This window comes from Kribbella sp. NPDC049584 (assembly GCF_040675555.1).
Lineage (GTDB): Bacteria > Actinomycetota > Actinomycetes > Propionibacteriales > Kribbellaceae > Kribbella.
In genome coordinates this window covers 836897-852287 of record NZ_JBFAPF010000001.1, presented here as the reverse complement: position 1 = coordinate 852287, position 15391 = coordinate 836897, and the positions used below count along the sequence as shown (strand labels likewise).

The 15391-nt window shown below is 68.4% G+C and carries 13 protein-coding genes; 10 read left to right on the top strand and 3 right to left on the bottom strand.

The annotated features are described in order from the left end of the window. The first annotated feature begins 103 nt into the window (after nt 1-103). The 9 genes from AB0J62_RS04240 to AB0J62_RS04200 all read left to right on the top strand — a co-directional run bounded on the left by AB0J62_RS04240 (nt 104) and on the right by AB0J62_RS04200 (nt 11477). Nucleotides 104-904, top strand: coding sequence for a hypothetical protein (locus AB0J62_RS04240; RefSeq protein ID WP_363864249.1), 801 nt, complete (start codon nt 104-106; stop codon nt 902-904). Beyond that, nucleotides 901-1119, top strand: a complete 219-nt coding sequence (locus AB0J62_RS04235) for a hypothetical protein (RefSeq protein ID WP_363864247.1) — start codon at nt 901-903, stop codon at nt 1117-1119. The genes AB0J62_RS04240 and AB0J62_RS04235 overlap by 4 nt, the downstream gene beginning before the upstream one ends. 163 nt (nt 1120-1282) lie before the next feature. Beyond that, complete coding sequence (locus tag AB0J62_RS04230) at nt 1283-2734, top strand: TldD/PmbA family protein (protein WP_363864245.1); 1452 nt, start codon at nt 1283-1285, stop codon at nt 2732-2734. Next, complete coding sequence (locus AB0J62_RS04225; RefSeq protein ID WP_363864242.1) at nt 2731-4068, top strand: metallopeptidase TldD-related protein; 1338 nt, start codon at nt 2731-2733, stop codon at nt 4066-4068. The genes AB0J62_RS04230 and AB0J62_RS04225 overlap by 4 nt, the downstream gene beginning before the upstream one ends. An 87-nt stretch (nt 4069-4155) precedes the next feature. Next, complete coding sequence (locus AB0J62_RS04220) at nt 4156-6420, top strand: aminotransferase class III-fold pyridoxal phosphate-dependent enzyme (protein WP_363864240.1); 2265 nt, start codon at nt 4156-4158, stop codon at nt 6418-6420. A gap of 14 nt (nt 6421-6434) precedes the next feature. Next, nucleotides 6435-7343: a ribonuclease Z gene (locus AB0J62_RS04215; protein ID WP_363864238.1), complete on the top strand. Its 909-nt coding sequence runs from the start codon at nt 6435-6437 to the stop codon at nt 7341-7343. A gap of 104 nt (nt 7344-7447) precedes the next feature. Next, nucleotides 7448-8572, top strand: a complete 1125-nt coding sequence (locus tag AB0J62_RS04210) for an EfeM/EfeO family lipoprotein (protein ID WP_363864236.1) — start codon at nt 7448-7450, stop codon at nt 8570-8572. Then, the gene (gene efeB, locus AB0J62_RS04205) at nt 8569-9789 is read left to right on the top strand and encodes an iron uptake transporter deferrochelatase/peroxidase subunit (RefSeq protein ID WP_363864234.1); all 1221 of its coding nucleotides are present in this window, start codon (nt 8569-8571) and stop codon (nt 9787-9789) included. The genes AB0J62_RS04210 and efeB overlap by 4 nt, the downstream gene beginning before the upstream one ends. Before the next feature lie 20 nt (nt 9790-9809). Beyond that, nucleotides 9810-11477, top strand: a complete 1668-nt coding sequence (locus AB0J62_RS04200; protein ID WP_363864232.1) for an alkaline phosphatase family protein — start codon at nt 9810-9812, stop codon at nt 11475-11477. A 33-nt stretch (nt 11478-11510) separates the two neighbouring features. Here the strand turns inward: AB0J62_RS04200 and AB0J62_RS04195 are convergent, their stop codons facing one another. Together AB0J62_RS04195 and AB0J62_RS04190 are read right to left on the bottom strand one after the other, a co-directional pair. Further along, nucleotides 11511-12329, bottom strand: coding sequence for an alpha/beta hydrolase (locus tag AB0J62_RS04195; protein WP_363864230.1), 819 nt, complete (start codon nt 12327-12329; stop codon nt 11511-11513). A 16-nt stretch (nt 12330-12345) separates the two neighbouring features. Beyond that, the gene (locus AB0J62_RS04190; protein ID WP_363864228.1) at nt 12346-13323 is read right to left on the bottom strand and encodes a YafY family protein; all 978 of its coding nucleotides are present in this window, start codon (nt 13321-13323) and stop codon (nt 12346-12348) included. Nucleotides 13324-13386: 63 nt separating this feature from the next. Here AB0J62_RS04190 and AB0J62_RS04185 point away from each other — a divergent pair, with 63 nt between their 5' ends. After that, nucleotides 13387-14529, top strand: coding sequence for an epoxide hydrolase family protein (locus AB0J62_RS04185; RefSeq protein WP_363864226.1), 1143 nt, complete (start codon nt 13387-13389; stop codon nt 14527-14529). Here AB0J62_RS04185 and AB0J62_RS04180 read toward each other — a convergent pair. Further along, nucleotides 14518-15354 (bottom strand): oxidoreductase, encoded by an 837-nt coding sequence (locus AB0J62_RS04180; protein ID WP_363864224.1) that lies wholly within the window; start codon nt 15352-15354, stop codon nt 14518-14520. The two genes, AB0J62_RS04185 and AB0J62_RS04180, sit on opposite strands and share 12 nt — an antisense overlap. Nucleotides 15355-15391: the final 37 nt, after the last annotated feature.

The following is a 15391-nucleotide window of genomic DNA, read 5'->3' as shown; positions in this document are numbered from 1 at the left end:
GATCCGGCCGCGTCCACCGGAACCCAGTGCGCATTGACACACTCAGAACGGCGTAACTATCGTTGCTTGCAACATATGTTTCATCAACCTGAGGATGTGAGAGATGGACGCGGCAACGTGGGGGTTGATCGTCGCGACGTTCGTCGCGTGTTTCGTGGAGATGGTGGAAGCCACCACGATCGTCATGGCGATGGGCTACACGCGGAGCTGGAGGTCGGCGCTGATCGGCACGTTCGCCGCGCTCGGTGCGCTCGCGGTGGTGACGGCCGCGGCCGGCTACGCGCTGGCGAACTGGCTCCCGGAGTCTGCGCTGCAACTGGCCATCGGCGGTCTGCTGCTGATCTTCGGACTGCAGTGGCTGCGCAAGGCGATCCTCAGGTCGTCCGGACGCAAGGCCGTCCATGACGAGGACGCGATCTACCGCGAGGAGGTCGAGGCGGCGAAGGCGGCCGGCGAGAGCAAGGGCGGCCTGGACCTGTTCGCCTTCATGGTCTCGTTCAAGGGCGTGTTCCTGGAGGGGATGGAGGTCGTCTTCATCGTGCTGACCTTCGGCCTGAACGCGAACAACATCCCGGCCGCCAGCCTCGGCGCGGCCGCGGCCGTCGTGATCGTGCTCGGCATCGCGATCGCTTTGCGCCGGCCGCTGTCGATGATCAACGAGAACCTGCTCAAGTACGGCGTCGGCCTGCTGCTCGCCTCGTTCGGGACCTACTGGGCGGTCGAGGGAATCGGGATCTTCCGTGACGGCCGCGAGAGCCTGAACTGGCCGGGCCACGACCTGATGATCCTGGTCCTGCTGGCGGCCTGGCTGCTGCTCAGCCGGATCTTCGTGGCCGCGCTGCGCAAGCCGGCCGCTCCGGCGCCGGTCGGCGCCGCTGACCTCGCGGTGGAGGTGAAGAAATGAAGTTCCTCAAGGCCTTCGGGCAGTTCTGGTACGACTTCATCATCGGCGACGACTGGAAGATCGCGGTCGCCGTGGTGCTCGCGCTGGTCGTCCTGTTCGCCGCGATGACGGCGAAGCTGTTCGGTGACACCGGACTGACCCTGCTGGGTGGCGCCCTGATCATCGTGGCGTTCAGCATCAGCCTGGCCATCGACGTCCGGCCGAAGAAGCGCTGAAACGCCTGTCCCTGTTGACGTTCGGCCCCGGTACGCGCAGTTCGCGGACCGGGGCCGACTGCTGTCCGCCGAACGATTCTGTAGCGCTCACGACCTCTATTCAAAATCTCGTAGCATCTGCTACGGTGAGGTTTCACCCCGTCCCCAATCGGAGGTCCGAGTGATGCGAGACACCGCCGAGACCGTGCTGGCCCTGTTGCCCGCGGACGTTCAGTACGGCGACATCCGGGTGGTCCGGCGTACTCACGAGCAGGTTCTGGTCGAGCTCGACGGTCCGGGTGAGGTCGGCTACGACGACTCGCTCGGCCTCGGACTGCGCGTGCTGATCGGCGGGCGGTGGGGGTTCGCCGCCACCCACCGGCTGGACCCGGACGGCCTCGACAATGTGATCGCGCAGGCGGTCGGCCAGGCCCGCGCCGCCGGCGGTGGCGGTCAGGTCGCCCTCGGCGATCCGGTCACGACGCGGGCGACCTGGTCGTCGCCGCTGCGGGTCGACCCGTTCGACGTACCGCTGTCCACCAAGCTCGACCTGCTGTCCGCCGCCGTGAAGGAGGCGTCGACCGCCGGTCCGCTGGTCCAGCAGATCGAGGCGTCGATCGACCTGTACCGCGACGAGAAGGTGTTCGCGAACACCGAGGGCGCGCTGATCGAGCAGACGCTGACCGAGAGCGGCGGCGGCCTGATGGTGAACGCCGGCAACGGCGACGACCTGCAGCGCCGATCGTTCCCGCAGGGTGTGCCACGGCAGATCCGCGGGCAGCGCGGAGACTTCGCCACCGCGGGCTGGGAACACGTCGAGTCGCTCGGCCTGGTGGAGAACGCGGCCCGGGTCGCGGCCGAGGCGGTCGCCCTGCTGACCGCGCCGCAGTGCCCCGACGAGGTCACCACACTCATTGCTGGCGGCAACCAGTTGGCCATGGTCCTGCACGAGTGCGCCGGCCACCCGATGGAGGCCGACCGGGCCCTCGGCACCGAGGCCAGCCTGGCCGGCGGGACCTACGCGACGCCGGAGCGGCGTGGCAACTTCCGCTGGGGCTCGCCGATCGTCTCGGCGTACGCCGATGCCACCATCCCCGGCGGCCTGGGTTCGTTCGGGTACGACGACGAGGGCGTGCCGGCGCAGCGGACCCAACTGGTCAAGGACGGCATCTTCCTCGGCTACATGTCCGGCCGCGAGTCAGCGGCGGCGCTCGGTGACCAGCCGACCGGCGCGTCCCGGGCCGATGGCTGGCAGCGGCTGCCGCTGGTCCGGATGACCAACATCTGCCTGGAGCCGGGCGAGTCCTCGCTCGAGGAGATGATTGCCGGCACCAAGCGCGGCATCCTGGTCGACACCAACCGCGGCTTCTCGATCGACGACCAGCGGATGTCGTTCCGGTTCACCACCGAGCTCGGCTGGGAGATCCGCGACGGCAAGGTCGGCCGGTTGCTGAAGAACTGCAGCTACCAGAGCGTCACACCGCAGTTCTGGGCCGGTCTGGACGCGCTCGGCGGTCCGGACGAGTGGAAGGTGCACGGCGTCCCGTCGTGCAACAAGGGCGAGCCGCTGCAGGTGGCTCATGTCGGTCACGGCACCGTGCCGGGACGTTTCCAGAACGTGCAGGTGGGACGATGAGCATCGAGCGGACAGACATCGAGCAGGCGCTGGACATCCTCGGGCCGGGGACCCGGCTGGACGTGCTCGGCGAGAACGCCGAACTGTTGCGGTACGCCGAGTCCGAGATCACCGCGCAGCACAGCGAGCGCAGGCTCCGGGTCCGGGTCAAGGTGAACCGGGAAGCCCGGACGGCCGGAGGCACCCTGGAGACCCTCGAGCCGGCCGCCGTCCAGATCCTCGCGGACCGGTTGACGGCAGCCCTCGCCGACCTCCCGGCCCCGTCCGGTGAGCCCGAGCAGACGGCGGTGCCGTCGGTTGCGGCGCCCGACGCCGAGCCGATTGTGGTGGAGCCCGCGAAGTCCGTCCTGGACTGCGATCCCGCCGTCCGGCACGCATGGTTCGCCACGGTCCGCGACGGCCTCGACGAGTCCGCCCGCCTCGGCGGCGCGATCCGCTACGACGTACTGGACCGGGTCGTCGCAGACGCGGCGGGCCTGTTCCGGTCCGAAACGTTGACCAAGGCATCGATCCAGGCGATCGCCAAGCAGGACGGGCAATCCGCGAGCGTCAAGCTGGTGCACCGGGACGCCGATCTGATCCCGGTCGGCGACATTCCCGGTCGGCTGCGGGACGCGCTGCGCCCGTTGCCGGTGCGCGAGCCCTTCCGCGGCACCTGCCGGGTCCTGCTCAAGCCGTCCGCGGTGAATACGCTGATCGCGACCTTCGGGCACTGGGCGCTCGGCGCCCAGCATTACGCGAGCGGCCGGTCGGTGCTGGCCGGCCGGATGGGACAGCAGGTCGTGAGTGAGCACCTGACCCTCGTCGACGACGCGACCGACACCGCGGGGCTGCTGAGCGGGTTCGATGCTGAAGGCAACGTTCGGCGGCGGACGCCGTTGATCGACCGCGGGGTGCTGACCGGTGTGGTGTCCGACCGCCGCCGGGCAGAGCTGACCGGTGGTATCCCGACCGGTCACGCGGTGCCGGACGGCTGGCGGTTCGGGGGAGACCCGGTGCCGTCGCACCTGCTGCTGGACGCCGGTGAAGCGAGCGAGGACGAGTTGCTTGCCGAGTGCGGCAGCGGTCTGGTGGTCAACCGGCTCGACTACCTGCGAGTGCTGCACCCGAAGCAGACGCTGGTCACCGGGACCACCAGGGACGCGACCTACTGGGCCGAGGACGGCAAGCTGGCCGCGTGGCATCCGCAGCTGCGTTTCACCTTCCGGATGGACGAGGTGCTGAACGCAGTACTCGCGGTCGGCGCCGTCCGGGAGATCGGCGACCAGACCTTCATGGACAGCGTGGTCGTCCCGTCGTTGCTGATCGACGCCGGACCGCTCGTCCTCACCTGAGCCGGCAGCGCCCTGGGCTTGCGTGCTCATAACCGGCGCGGGGCGCTGCCGTTCCACCCATCGACAGTCGAGGAGCCGATGACGCCGATGACGCCGATGACACGCAGCGCAGGGCGGACCGCGAGTATGGTCGAGGATCCGCCACAGGTCGACGTCCGGACGGCGGCGCAGCTGTTGCGCTCGGAGTACGGCCTCGATGCCGTGGTCACCGAGCTGCGCAGTGAACGCGACCGGAACTTCCTCGCCGAGGCCGGCAGCCGGCGGCTGGTGGTCAAGGTGTCGAACTCCGGGGACGATGCGGGCCAGATCGCGATGGAGTGCGCCGCGATGGAGCACGTCGCCCGCGTCGATCCGGAGTTGCCGATCCCGCGCCTGATCCCCACCACGACCGGCGGGCCGGTCACCAGCGTCCGGGCTGCCGACGGTCGCACACATCTGGTCCGGGTCATCACGGTCCTGCCCGGCGAGGTCGCCGACCTGACGGCCCTGCCGAACTGGTTCGCGACCGACTTCGGTGTGATGAGCGGCCGGTTGACCCGCGCACTCCAAGGCTTCGGACACCCGTCGGCACATCGCAGGCTCGACTGGGATCCGCGCCACGTCGCCGAGCTGCGGCCGTACGCGGACCACTTGCCGGACGTACGGCGGCGAGCCCCGATGCGGCGCCTGCTCGATCGTTTCGCCGGTCTGGACGAGGCGACCCGCAAGCTCCCGGCATCGGCCCTGCACGGCGATGTGACGTTGAGCAATCTGCTGCTGGCCGACGGCGGCATCTCCGGTGTCATCGACTTCGGCGACATGCATCACACCGCGCGCGTCGCCGATCTCGCGATCGGGCTCACCTCGTTGCTGCGAGAGTCCGGAGATCTGTGGGCCGACGCCGGACGCTTCCTGGACGGTTATCAGCGGGTCCTGCCGCTCGAGGCCGCCGAGGTTGAGTTGATCGGCGAACTTGTCCTGGCCCGCTCCGCCGCCAGCGTGCTGATCTCGGCATGGCGCGCGCCGCTCTATCCCGACAACGAGGAGTACCTGACCAGTCTCGTCGTCGGCAGCTGGCGCATCCTCGACCAGCTCGGCGAGCTCGAACAGAGCGAGCTGGCCAACCGCTTCCAGCGCCTCTGCGGCACATCGCGCGTCACCACAGCCCCCGACCCGACCTTGCTGGTACGCCGGAAGGCGGTCCTCGGCGGCGAGCTGTCGCCACTGTTCTACCGCCGGCCGTTGCAGGTGGTCCGAGCCGAAGGTCCGTGGATCCACACCGCCGACGGACGCCGGTATCTCGATGCCTACAACAACGTTCCTGTCGTCGGGCACACCCACCCGGCCGTCGTACAAGCGATCTCGCGGCAGGCCGCCGTACTGAATCTGAACTCGCGGTACCTGCACCCGCACGTGGTCGAGCTCGCCGAGCGGCTGGTCGCGTCGATGCCGGACGGACTGGACACGTGTGTGTTCGCCAACTCCGGCAGCGAGGCCAACGATCTGGCCTGGCGCATGGCCAGGGTGGTGACCGGACGCGGTGGTGCGATCGTCGCGGACCTGGCGTACCACGGGGTCAGCGAGGCGACCGCAGCCTTCTCCACCAACACCTACCCGGCCTCGGCCAGGCCGTCCCACGTCGCGGTCTTCCAGGCACCGCGAGATCCCGGGGACGACGGACCGGCTGCGATCGCGCGTGTCGGCTCGGCCCGTGCCGAGCTGCAGCGGGCCGGTCATGATCCGGCCTTGCTCGCGGTGGACAGCGTGTTCAGCAGCGCGGGGATCCTGACACCGCGAGACGACTTCATGCGCGGCTTGCAGGACGCCGCGCGGGCCGCCGGCGGGCTGTTCCTGGCGGACGAGGTGCAGGCCGGCTTCGGACGCGGCGGACGGAACCTGTGGCGATTCCAGGACTTCGGGCTGACACCGGACTTCGTCACGCTCGGCAAGCCGATGGGCAACGGTCATCCGGTCGCGGCGCTGATCACCCGGCGCGAGATCGCCCAGGCGTTCACCGAGGTGGACGAGTACTTCAGCACCTTCGGCGGCAATCCGGTGTCCTGTGTCGCCGCGCTCACCGTGCTGGATGTGATCGAGCAGACCGGGCTGGTCGCGCGTTCCGGTGCGGTCGGCGCAGAGTTGCGTGCCGGGCTGGAGGCGCTGGTGCCGGAGATGCCGGTGCGCGGTCAAGGGCTGATGGTCGGGGTCGAATTGCCCGATGCGGCAGGCTTCGCCGAGCGGTTGCGAGATCACGGCGTACTCGTCGGGACGACCGGGCCCGGCGGGGGAGTGCTGAAGATCCGCCCGCCGCTGATCTGGACCTCCGCAGAGGTCGATCGTTTCCTGGCTTCGTTCCAGCGAACACTCGGTTAGCTAGTCTTGGGCGGGTGCGTGAACTCGTCGTGCTCGGGACCGGCAGCCAGGTGCCGTCGCGGGAACGTACGCAGAACGGCTACTTCCTGCGCTGGGACGACGAAGGATTCCTCTTCGACCCGGGGGAGGGCACCCAGCGGCAGATGCTGTACGCCGGGGTCGCGGCCGGGGCGATCACGCGGTTGTGCATCACCCATTTCCACGGCGATCACTGCCTCGGCATGCCGGGAATCGTGCAGCGGTTGTCGCTGGACGACGTACCGCATCCGGTCCGTGCGCACTATCCGGCGTCCGGCCAGAAGTACTTCACCCGTCTGCGGTACGCCGCGTCGTTCTACGAGCGGGCCGAATTGCTCGAGGAGCCGGTGGAGGAGGACGGGCTGCTGTCGGTCGGATCGTTCGGGCAGTTGTGGGCTCGCCGGCTGGAGCACTCGGTGGACTCCTTCGGATACCAGTTGATCGAACCCGACGGCCGGCGGATGCTGCCCGACAGACTCGCTGCCCATGGCATCGTTGGTCCGGCCATCGGTCGGCTCCAGCAGGTCGGATCCCTCGAGGTGGACGGCCGTACGGTGCGGATCGAGGACGTCAGCGAATCGCGGCCGGGGCAACGGTTCGCGTTCATCATGGACACCCGCCTGTGCGAGAACGTACTGCGTCTCGCCGAGGACGCCGATCTGCTGGTGATCGAGTCCACCTACCTCTCTTCCGAAGCCGATTTAGCCCGTCGTTTCGGGCATTTGACGGCCCGGCAGGCAGCCCGGGTCGCGGCGGAGTGTGGCGTTCGCAAACTGGTCCTCACCCACTTTTCCCAGCGTTATCAGGAACCTGAGCGTTTTCTCAGCGAAGCTGCCGCCGAGTTCGACGGCGAGATCGTCGTTGCCTCCGACCTGTCTCGCACCCCGGTACCGTCGCGCCGCTAGGGCGAACAGTGGATGACGAGAGGGCCAACAAAGGCGTTCCCGGGCAACCTCGTGATTAGTATCGGCGACGAATGGATCTGCCCAGGCCTCAGGAGCAACATCTCGTGCGCACCCCCCGTCCGCTGCCGGCGGCAGTCTCGCTGATAGCCGTAGGAGCGGTCGTCGCATTAGCGATCTGGCGGCCCTGGCAGGGCTCCGCCGCCGACGCGGCCGGTGGCCCACCCGAGGTCGCGGTGTCCCGCAGCCAGTGTGGCCAGGGCTGGACCGACGCGAGGACCGGCCGGCAGACCGTCACACTGCACAACACCGGTGACGCGTCCGCCGAGGTCGACCTGGTCGAGGTCGGCAGCAACAAGGTGTACGGCGAAGTCGAGGGCCTCGGCCCGGAGACGTCCGCACCGATGGACGTGCAGCTCGGCGCCGGGCGGTACGCGATCCGCTGCCTGATCGAGGACACCGACGCGATCACCGGCCCTACGGTCACCGTCGTGGGCGACGGGAAGGCCGGCCCGGCCGTGGTCCCGGTCACCAAGAACGACATGCTGCCGCTGGTCAAGCAGTACGAGGCCGCCGTCGCCACCGGCGTCGCGGGCCTGGTGGTCAAGACGGACAAGCTGCGTGCGGACGTTGACGCAGGCAACCTTCTCGCTGCCCGGACCGACTGGCTACCGGCGCATCTGGCGTACAACTCGCTCGGCGCGGCGTACGACGCGTTCGGCGACTTCGCGGACAAGATCGACGGATCGGGCGGCTTCCACCCGTTGGAGAAGGGTTTGTGGCACAACGCGTCCGCCGCGACCCTGAAGCCGATCGCGGACCAGCTGGCGACCGACGTACACGGGCTGCAGAAGGATCTGCCCAACGAACAGGTGGATCCGAACGATCTCGGGCTCCGCGCCCACGAGATCATGGAGAACGCGCTTCAGTTCGAGCTGACCGGCGAGAACGACCAGGGCAGTGGTACGTCGCTGAACACCGCACTGGCCAACTTGAGCGGTACGGCGAACGTCCTGGCCATCCTCGAGCCGGTTCTCAAGCCCCGCGACCCCGATCTTCCGCAGGTGCAGCAGTGGGAAGCCCGAGTCGGGGCCCTGCTGACCGCGCACCTGAACACTCCGGTCGCGCAGTTGGACCGCACAGCCCGCGAGCAGCTCAATGGCGCGGTCGGCGAACTGCTGGAGAAGCTCGCCTCCGTCGCTGCGATCTGTGATGTTCGGAGGGCTGGATGACCGGCTTCGACCGTCGCTCGTTCCTGCGCGGCACGCTGGCCGGCGCCGGCGCAGCGGCCGTGACCGGTGTCGGGACCGCGGCAGTGGCCGGCCTGGCAGGTTCCACGGCCGCCGCGACCCCGACCACCGCGGTGCCGTTCCACGGCGAACACCAGGCCGGTATCACCGACGATCCGCAGAAGCAGGCGATTTTCGCGTCGTTCGATGTGATCGCGGCGAACAAGAGCGAGCTCACAGAGCTGTTCAGGACGGTGACCGAGCGGGCGAGACTGCTGACCGCGGGCGGTGCCCTTCCGCCGCTGGGTATCACCGGTCCGCCGGCCGATTCCGGCGTACTCGGTCCGGAGATGCCGGGCGATGATCTGACGGTCACCGTCGGCGTCGGGGCCTCGCTGTTCGACGCGCGGTACGGCCTCGCGGATCGCAAGCCGGCGAAGCTGAAGCCGATGAAGGAATTCCCCAACGACAGCCTGGACGACAGCCAGTGCCACGGGGATCTGAGCCTGCAGCTGTGCGCGACGGAGAGCGACACCGTGCTGCACGCCCTGCGGGACATCGCCCGGCACACGCGCGGAGCGATGCAGCTGCGTTGGCGGGTCGACGGTTTCCAGAACCCGCCGCGGCCGTCCGGGACGCAGCGCAACCTGATGGGCTTCAAGGACGGCATCGTGAAGCCGGCGGTCGCCGATCACGACAAGCTCGTCTGGGTCGGCAAGGGTAACGGCGAGCCGGCCTGGACCGAGGGCGGCAGCTACCAGGTGTTGCGGCAGATCCGGATGCTGGTCGAGTTCTGGGACCGGGTGTCGCTCGGAGAGCAGGAGAACATGTTCGGCCGTCGCCGCGACTCCGGCGCACCGCTGGACGGCAACCACGAGACCGACCTGCCGAACTACGCTGCCGATCCGACCGGCGGCGCGATCCCGTTGACCAGCCACATCCGGCTCGCCAACCCACGCACCACCAGTACTGCGGCCAGTCAGTTCCTGCGCCGCGGCTACAACTACGACAAGGGCACCGACGCGGTCGGTGACCTGGACATGGGGCTGCTGTTCTGCTGCTACCAGCAGGACATCGCCCGGCAGTTCGAGGCCGTGCAGACCCGGCTGATCGACGAGCCACTCGTCGACTACATCCGGCCGATCGGTGGCGGCTACTTCTTTGTTCTTCCCGGTGTTCGGGACGGCAACGACCACTTCGGGCGGTCGTTGCTCGCATGATTTACCTAAGAGGAGAAGGCATGCGCGCAAGAACCCGTGTGCTCGCTACGGCCGGCGTGGCCGCGACGAGCCTGTTGCTGGTCGCCTGTAGCGGCGGCGGCACCAATCAGGGCGTCGCCAGTGGGGGCGGCGGCAACGCGAGTGTGAGCAGTCAGGGCGGTAGCGCACAGGTGGGCGACGCCGCCTTTTCGTTCCCGGCGGTTCGTCCGTCGACGCCGATCCAGCACGTCGTGGTGATCTTCGGCGAGAACATCTCGTTCGACCACTACTTCGGCACCTACCCGAACGCGGCCAACACCGACGGCACGCCGTTCAAGGCGGCCCGGAACACGCCCAAGGTCAACGGGCTGTCGAAGAAGCTGCTGACGAACAACCCGAACGCGTACAACCCGAAGCGGCTGGCGCCGTCGCAGGCACTGACCTGCGACCAGAACCACGGCTACGGTCCGGAGCAGAAGGCCGTCGACGGCGGCAAGATGGACAAGTTCGTCGAGAACACCGAGACCGACAAGTGCACCGGTCAGCCGGTGCTGTTCGGTGAGCCGGGCTTGGTGATGGACTACTACGACGGCAACACCGTCACGGCGATGTGGAACTACGCGCAGCACTACGCGCTGAACGACAATTCGTACAACACGGTCTACGGCCCGTCCACCCCGGGCGCGCTGAACCTGATCGCCGGTCAGACCCACGGGGGTCAGGCCGTCGACCCGAAGACCGGCAAGCCGACCACCGACACGTACGTCGTCCAGTCGCCGGACAAGAACGGGATCGGCACGATCACCAACGACCCCGACCCGTACTACGACGACTGCTCGAACAACAACGGCAAGTCGACCAACAACCTGGCCGTGATGCACGGGCAGAACATCGGCGACCTGCTGAACCAGAAGCACGTCACCTGGGGCTGGTTCCAGGGCGGCTTCAAGCCGACCGGCACCGCCAACGGCAAGGCGGTCTGCGGCGCGGCACACCCGAACGTCGGCGGCATCGCGGCGAACGACTACAGCCCGCACCACAACCCGTTCGAGTACTACAAGTCGACGTCGAACCCGAGTCACCTGCCGCCGACCTCGGTGAAGGCGATCGGTCACACCGACCAGGCCAACCACCAGTACGACACGTCGGACTTCGACGCGGCGCTGGCGGCGAACAACCTGCCGGCGGTCAGCTTCCTGAAGGCCGGTGAGTACCAGGACGGCCACGCCGGATACTCCGACCCGCTGGACGAGCAGGCGTTCATCGTCAAGGAGATCAACCAGCTGCAGAAGTCGAAGGACTGGTCCTCGACCGCGATCGTCCTGGCCTACGACGACTCCGACGGCTGGTACGACCACCAGAAGTCGCCGACGGTGAACGGCTCCAAGGACGCGGCGCTCGACCAGGCCGCGACCTGTGGCAAGGACCCGGTCTCCGGCGGGTACGCCGACCGCTGCGGCTTCGGTCCGCGCCTGCCGCTGCTCGTGGTCTCGCCGTACGCGAAGACCAACCACGTCGACCACACGGTGACCGACCAGAGCTCGGTGCTGAAGTTCATCGAGGACAACTGGCGCACCGGCCGGATCGGCGACCACTCGTTCGACCAGCGCGCCGGCAGCCTGAACGGCATGTTCAACTTCTGGCAGCACCCGAGCAAGAACAAGCTGATCCTGGACCCGAAGAGCGGGGCCGTCGTCAGCAACCACTGACCATCGGTCAGTAGGCAGTCTCAGTAAACAGTGTCAGTAGGCAGCGCCCTGGTCGGCGAGAAAATCGTCGATCAGGGCGTTGACCTCTTCCGGGGACTCGAGCGCGGCCAGATGCGCCGACTGCTCGAGTACGACGAAGCGCGCGCCGGGGATCGCATCGGCCATCTCCTCGGACTCCGCCGGCGGGAACGTCCGGTCCTCGCCACCGGCGACGACCAGGACCGGCGTGCGGATCGTGCCGAACAGCTCGCGCTGGTCGGGGCGGCGCGGGACCACGCTGGTGACCGCGTGCCGGCCAGAGGTGATGTTCACCTTCGCGGCGAGTTCGTTGACGGTGGCAACGACTTCGGGCTTCTGGCGTTTGGCGGTCGGGCCGAGGAACGCGTCGCGCACCGGCGCCTTGAGCGGTCCGCGGATCCCTCGTAGGAGTTGCGCGGAGCGGGTCAGGACGCCGTACTCGAATCGTTGCCTGCGGCCCGCGGGTGAGGCGGTGGCGTTCATCAGGACCGCGATGCCGGTCCGGTCCGGATACAGGGCGGCGAACGTGCCGCCGATCATGCCGCCCCAGCTGTTGCCGATCAGGTGCGCTCTGCCGACGCCGAGGTCGTCGAGGATCTGGGCGATCACCTGCGCGCAGTGGCCGAACGTGAACGGTCCGGTCAGCGCTTGGCTGCCGCCGTGGCCGGGCGGATCGACGAGGATGACCTGGAAGCGGTCGGCGAAGTGCGCGGCCTGGGCGGACCAGAGCGTGCCGTCCATCAGCAGGCTCGGCCAGAACAGCATCGCGGGCCCGGATCCGTCGATGCGCAAGCGGATCCGGCCCAGCACGGTCTCGACGTACCGATCCTGCATGCCTGAACCGTACCGGTCAGGACGGTGGGAGCGACGCCGCCAGGCGCGTCGCCAGCTCGCGGACGCGTTCGATCAATTCCGGGGGTGACTGGATCTCGAACGGGTGATCCAGCCGACCGAGGTAGAAGGCGATCTCGTCGAGAGAGTTCGCGCCGGTCTCGACGAGCGTCGTCGCCGCCTCCATACCAAACGGTTTGGTATGGGCGCCGTTGATCGGGGTCACCGACGCGACGCTGGGCCCGAAGCGGTCGGCCACTTGCTCGGCGGGTGCGTGGACGAGGATGCGGGCCTGGTAACGGTATCCGCCGTACGCGACGCCACGGTTCGTGGTCGCGATGTCCGGTACCTCTTCGCGTGGCGTGAATCGCGGGCCGGTCGGGATCCGCGGCTCGAGGCGGTCAAGGCGGAACGTGCGCCAGTCGGACCGATCGAGATCCCAAGCGACGAGGTACCAACGCCGGCCGGTGTGCACGAGCCGATGCGGCTCGGTCGCCCGGGTGGTCGCCGTACCGTCGTGGTTGCTGTAGTCGAACCGCAGCCGCTGATGGTCGCGACAGGCAGCCGCGACAGCGAGCAGCACGTCAGGTTGGACGGATGGGCCGCCCGCAGGCGTGACAGCCACCTGCTGGAGGAGCTCGATCCGGTGCCGCAGTCTGGAGGGCAGCACCTGCTCGAGCTTCGTGAGGGCGCGGACAGACGACTCCTCGGTGCCGGCGACGGTGCCGCTCGCCGCGGCGCGCAGTCCGATGGCGACGGCAACGGCCTCCTCGTCGTCCAGCAGCAGTGGCGGGAGCGCTGCGCCGGAGCCGAGCCGATACCCGGCGACACCCGGTATGGCGTCGACCGGATAGCCGAGGTTGCGGAGCTTGTCGACGTCCCGCCGTACGGTCCGGACGCCGACGCCGAGCTCGTCCGCCAGAGCAGCACCGCTCCACTCCTTGGGCTGCTGCAGGAGCGAGAGGAGTTTGAGGAGCCGGGCAGAGGTTTCGAGCATGTCTTTCATTCTTGCAGCCGGTTAGGACCGAAGCTGTCCTAAGTAGATGACAGAGTTCTAGACATGATCAAGCCCTTCACGATCGACATCCCGCAGAGCACTCTCGACGACCTCGCCGCCAAACTGGCGACCACCCGGCTCCCCGCACCGCTACCTGGTGACGGCTGGGACACCGGCGTACCGGTCTCCTGGCTGTCCTCACTGGTCGACTACTGGCGAACCTCGTACGACTGGCGCGCGGCCGAGAAGGAGCTGAACTCGTATCCGCAGTTCACCACCGAGATCGAGGGTCAGCAGATCCACTTCCTCCATGTCCGGTCGGCCGAGCCGGACGCACTGCCGCTGATCCTGACGCACGGCTGGCCGGGGTCGATCGTCGAGTTCCTCGACCTGATCGGGCCGCTGACCGACCCGGTCGCCCACGGCGGCCAGGCTTCGGACGCGTTCCACCTGGTGATCCCCTCGCTGCCCGGGTTCGGGTTCTCGGGGCCGGTGTCTACCGCCGGGTGGTCCAGAGAGCGGGTCGGCCAGGTGTGGGCGCTGCTGATGGAGGAGCTCGGCTACGAGCGGTACGGCGTACAAGGTGGCGACATCGGTGGCGCCGTCTCGCCGGCGGTCGCGCGTGCGGCTCGTGACCGGGTCGTCGGCGTACACACGAACGGCGGACCGTCGCTGCCGCCGTTCCCGCTGCCGGAGGAGGAGCTGAAGACGCTGACGCCGCTCGAGCAGGACCGGATCGCGCGGATCGGCGCTTTCCTGCAGAAGGAGTTCGGTTACATCTCGATCCAGTCCACCCGGCCGCAGACGCTGGCGTACGGACTCGTCGACTCGCCGGTCGGCCAGCTGGCCTGGATCATGGACAAGTTCATGGCCTGGACGTGGCCCGCCGAAACCTTGCCGGAGGCAATCATCGGCAAGGACCGGCTGCTCACGAACGTGATGATCTACTGGCTCACCGGCACCGCCGGCTCGGCCGCGTACGTCGGTTACGCGCAGCAGGAGGCGTGGGGGACCAAGCTGGAGAACTCCGGGGTGCCGACCGCCGTGCTCGCGTTCGCCCACGACGTGCCGATCCGCCGGTACGCCGAACGGGACAACAACATCACCCGCTGGACCGACGTCGACCACGGCGGTCACTTCGCCGCGCTGGAAGAGCCGCAGATCCTGATCGACGACGTCCGCGAGTTCTTCCGGTCACTCCGCTGAATAGTCGGTCGAGGTAGTCAGGTGGGCCCAGGCGGCGGCCTCGTCGGCGCGGGACCTGGACGCGCGGTCGGCGTGGGTGAGGGCGTCCTTGCCGAGCAGGAGCCGGAGCGGCGGGTTGTCGAGGTTCGCGACGTGCAGGATCGCCTCGGCAGCCTTCGCCGGGTCGCCGGGCTGCTTGCCGTCGGTCTCCAGGCGGTAGCGGTTCATCTCGCCGACGGTGGAGTCGTAGTCCGGGTGCACCTCGGCGAGCTGCATCGACGAGCCGCCCCAGTCGGTGCGGAACGCGCCCGGCTCGACGATCGTCACCTTCACGCCGAACGGCCGGACCTCGTTGCTGAGCACCTCGGAGAAGCCTTCGACCGCGAACTTCGCGGTCTGGTACGCGCCCATGCCGGGGGTCCCGCCGACCCGCCCGCCGACCGATGAGAACTGCAGGAAGTGCCCGCTCTTCTGCTCGCGGAACACCGGCAGCGCCGCCTTCGTCACATTGACGACACCGAACAGGTTGGTCTCGATCTGCGCCCGGAAGTCGTCGTCGGGGGTCTCCTCGATCGAGGCGCTGTTCGCGTAGCCGGCGTTGTTCGCGACCACGTCCAGCCCGCCGAACGTGTCCAGAGCGGTCTGTACGGCGGCGCGTGCGGCCGCGGCATCGGTGACATCGAGGGCGACGGCGCGGATCTGCTCGCCGTACTTCGCGACCAGGTCGTCGAGCTGCTCGGGTTTGCGTGCGGTGGCGACGACCCGGTCGCCGGCGGCCAGCACAGCCTCGGTGAGGGCGCGGCCGAGTCCGCGGGAGCTGCCGGTGATCATCCAAATTTTGCTCATGTCTAGGCCTAACTAACTGGTTGGTTGTTTAATTCCA

Bases quoted from the DNA above. Each gene is read 5' to 3' on its own strand.
- AB0J62_RS04240 (WP_363864249.1), top strand. From the start codon at position 104: ATGGACGCGGCAACGTGGGGGTTGATCGTCGCGACGTTCGTCGCGTGT.
- AB0J62_RS04235 (WP_363864247.1), top strand. From the start codon at position 901: ATGAAGTTCCTCAAGGCCTTCGGGCAGTTCTGGTACGACTTCATCATC.
- AB0J62_RS04230 (WP_363864245.1), top strand. From the start codon at position 1,283: ATGCGAGACACCGCCGAGACCGTGCTGGCCCTGTTGCCCGCGGACGTT.
- AB0J62_RS04225 (WP_363864242.1), top strand. From the start codon at position 2,731: ATGAGCATCGAGCGGACAGACATCGAGCAGGCGCTGGACATCCTCGGG.
- AB0J62_RS04220 (WP_363864240.1), top strand. From the start codon at position 4,156: ATGACGCCGATGACACGCAGCGCAGGGCGGACCGCGAGTATGGTCGAG.
- efeB (WP_363864234.1), top strand. From the start codon at position 8,569: ATGACCGGCTTCGACCGTCGCTCGTTCCTGCGCGGCACGCTGGCCGGC.
- AB0J62_RS04200 (WP_363864232.1), top strand. From the start codon at position 9,810: ATGCGCGCAAGAACCCGTGTGCTCGCTACGGCCGGCGTGGCCGCGACG.
- AB0J62_RS04195 (WP_363864230.1), bottom strand. From the start codon at position 12,329: ATGCAGGATCGGTACGTCGAGACCGTGCTGGGCCGGATCCGCTTGCGC.
- AB0J62_RS04190 (WP_363864228.1), bottom strand. From the start codon at position 13,323: ATGCTCGAAACCTCTGCCCGGCTCCTCAAACTCCTCTCGCTCCTGCAG.
- AB0J62_RS04185 (WP_363864226.1), top strand. From the start codon at position 13,387: ATGATCAAGCCCTTCACGATCGACATCCCGCAGAGCACTCTCGACGAC.
- AB0J62_RS04180 (WP_363864224.1), bottom strand. From the start codon at position 15,354: ATGAGCAAAATTTGGATGATCACCGGCAGCTCCCGCGGACTCGGCCGC.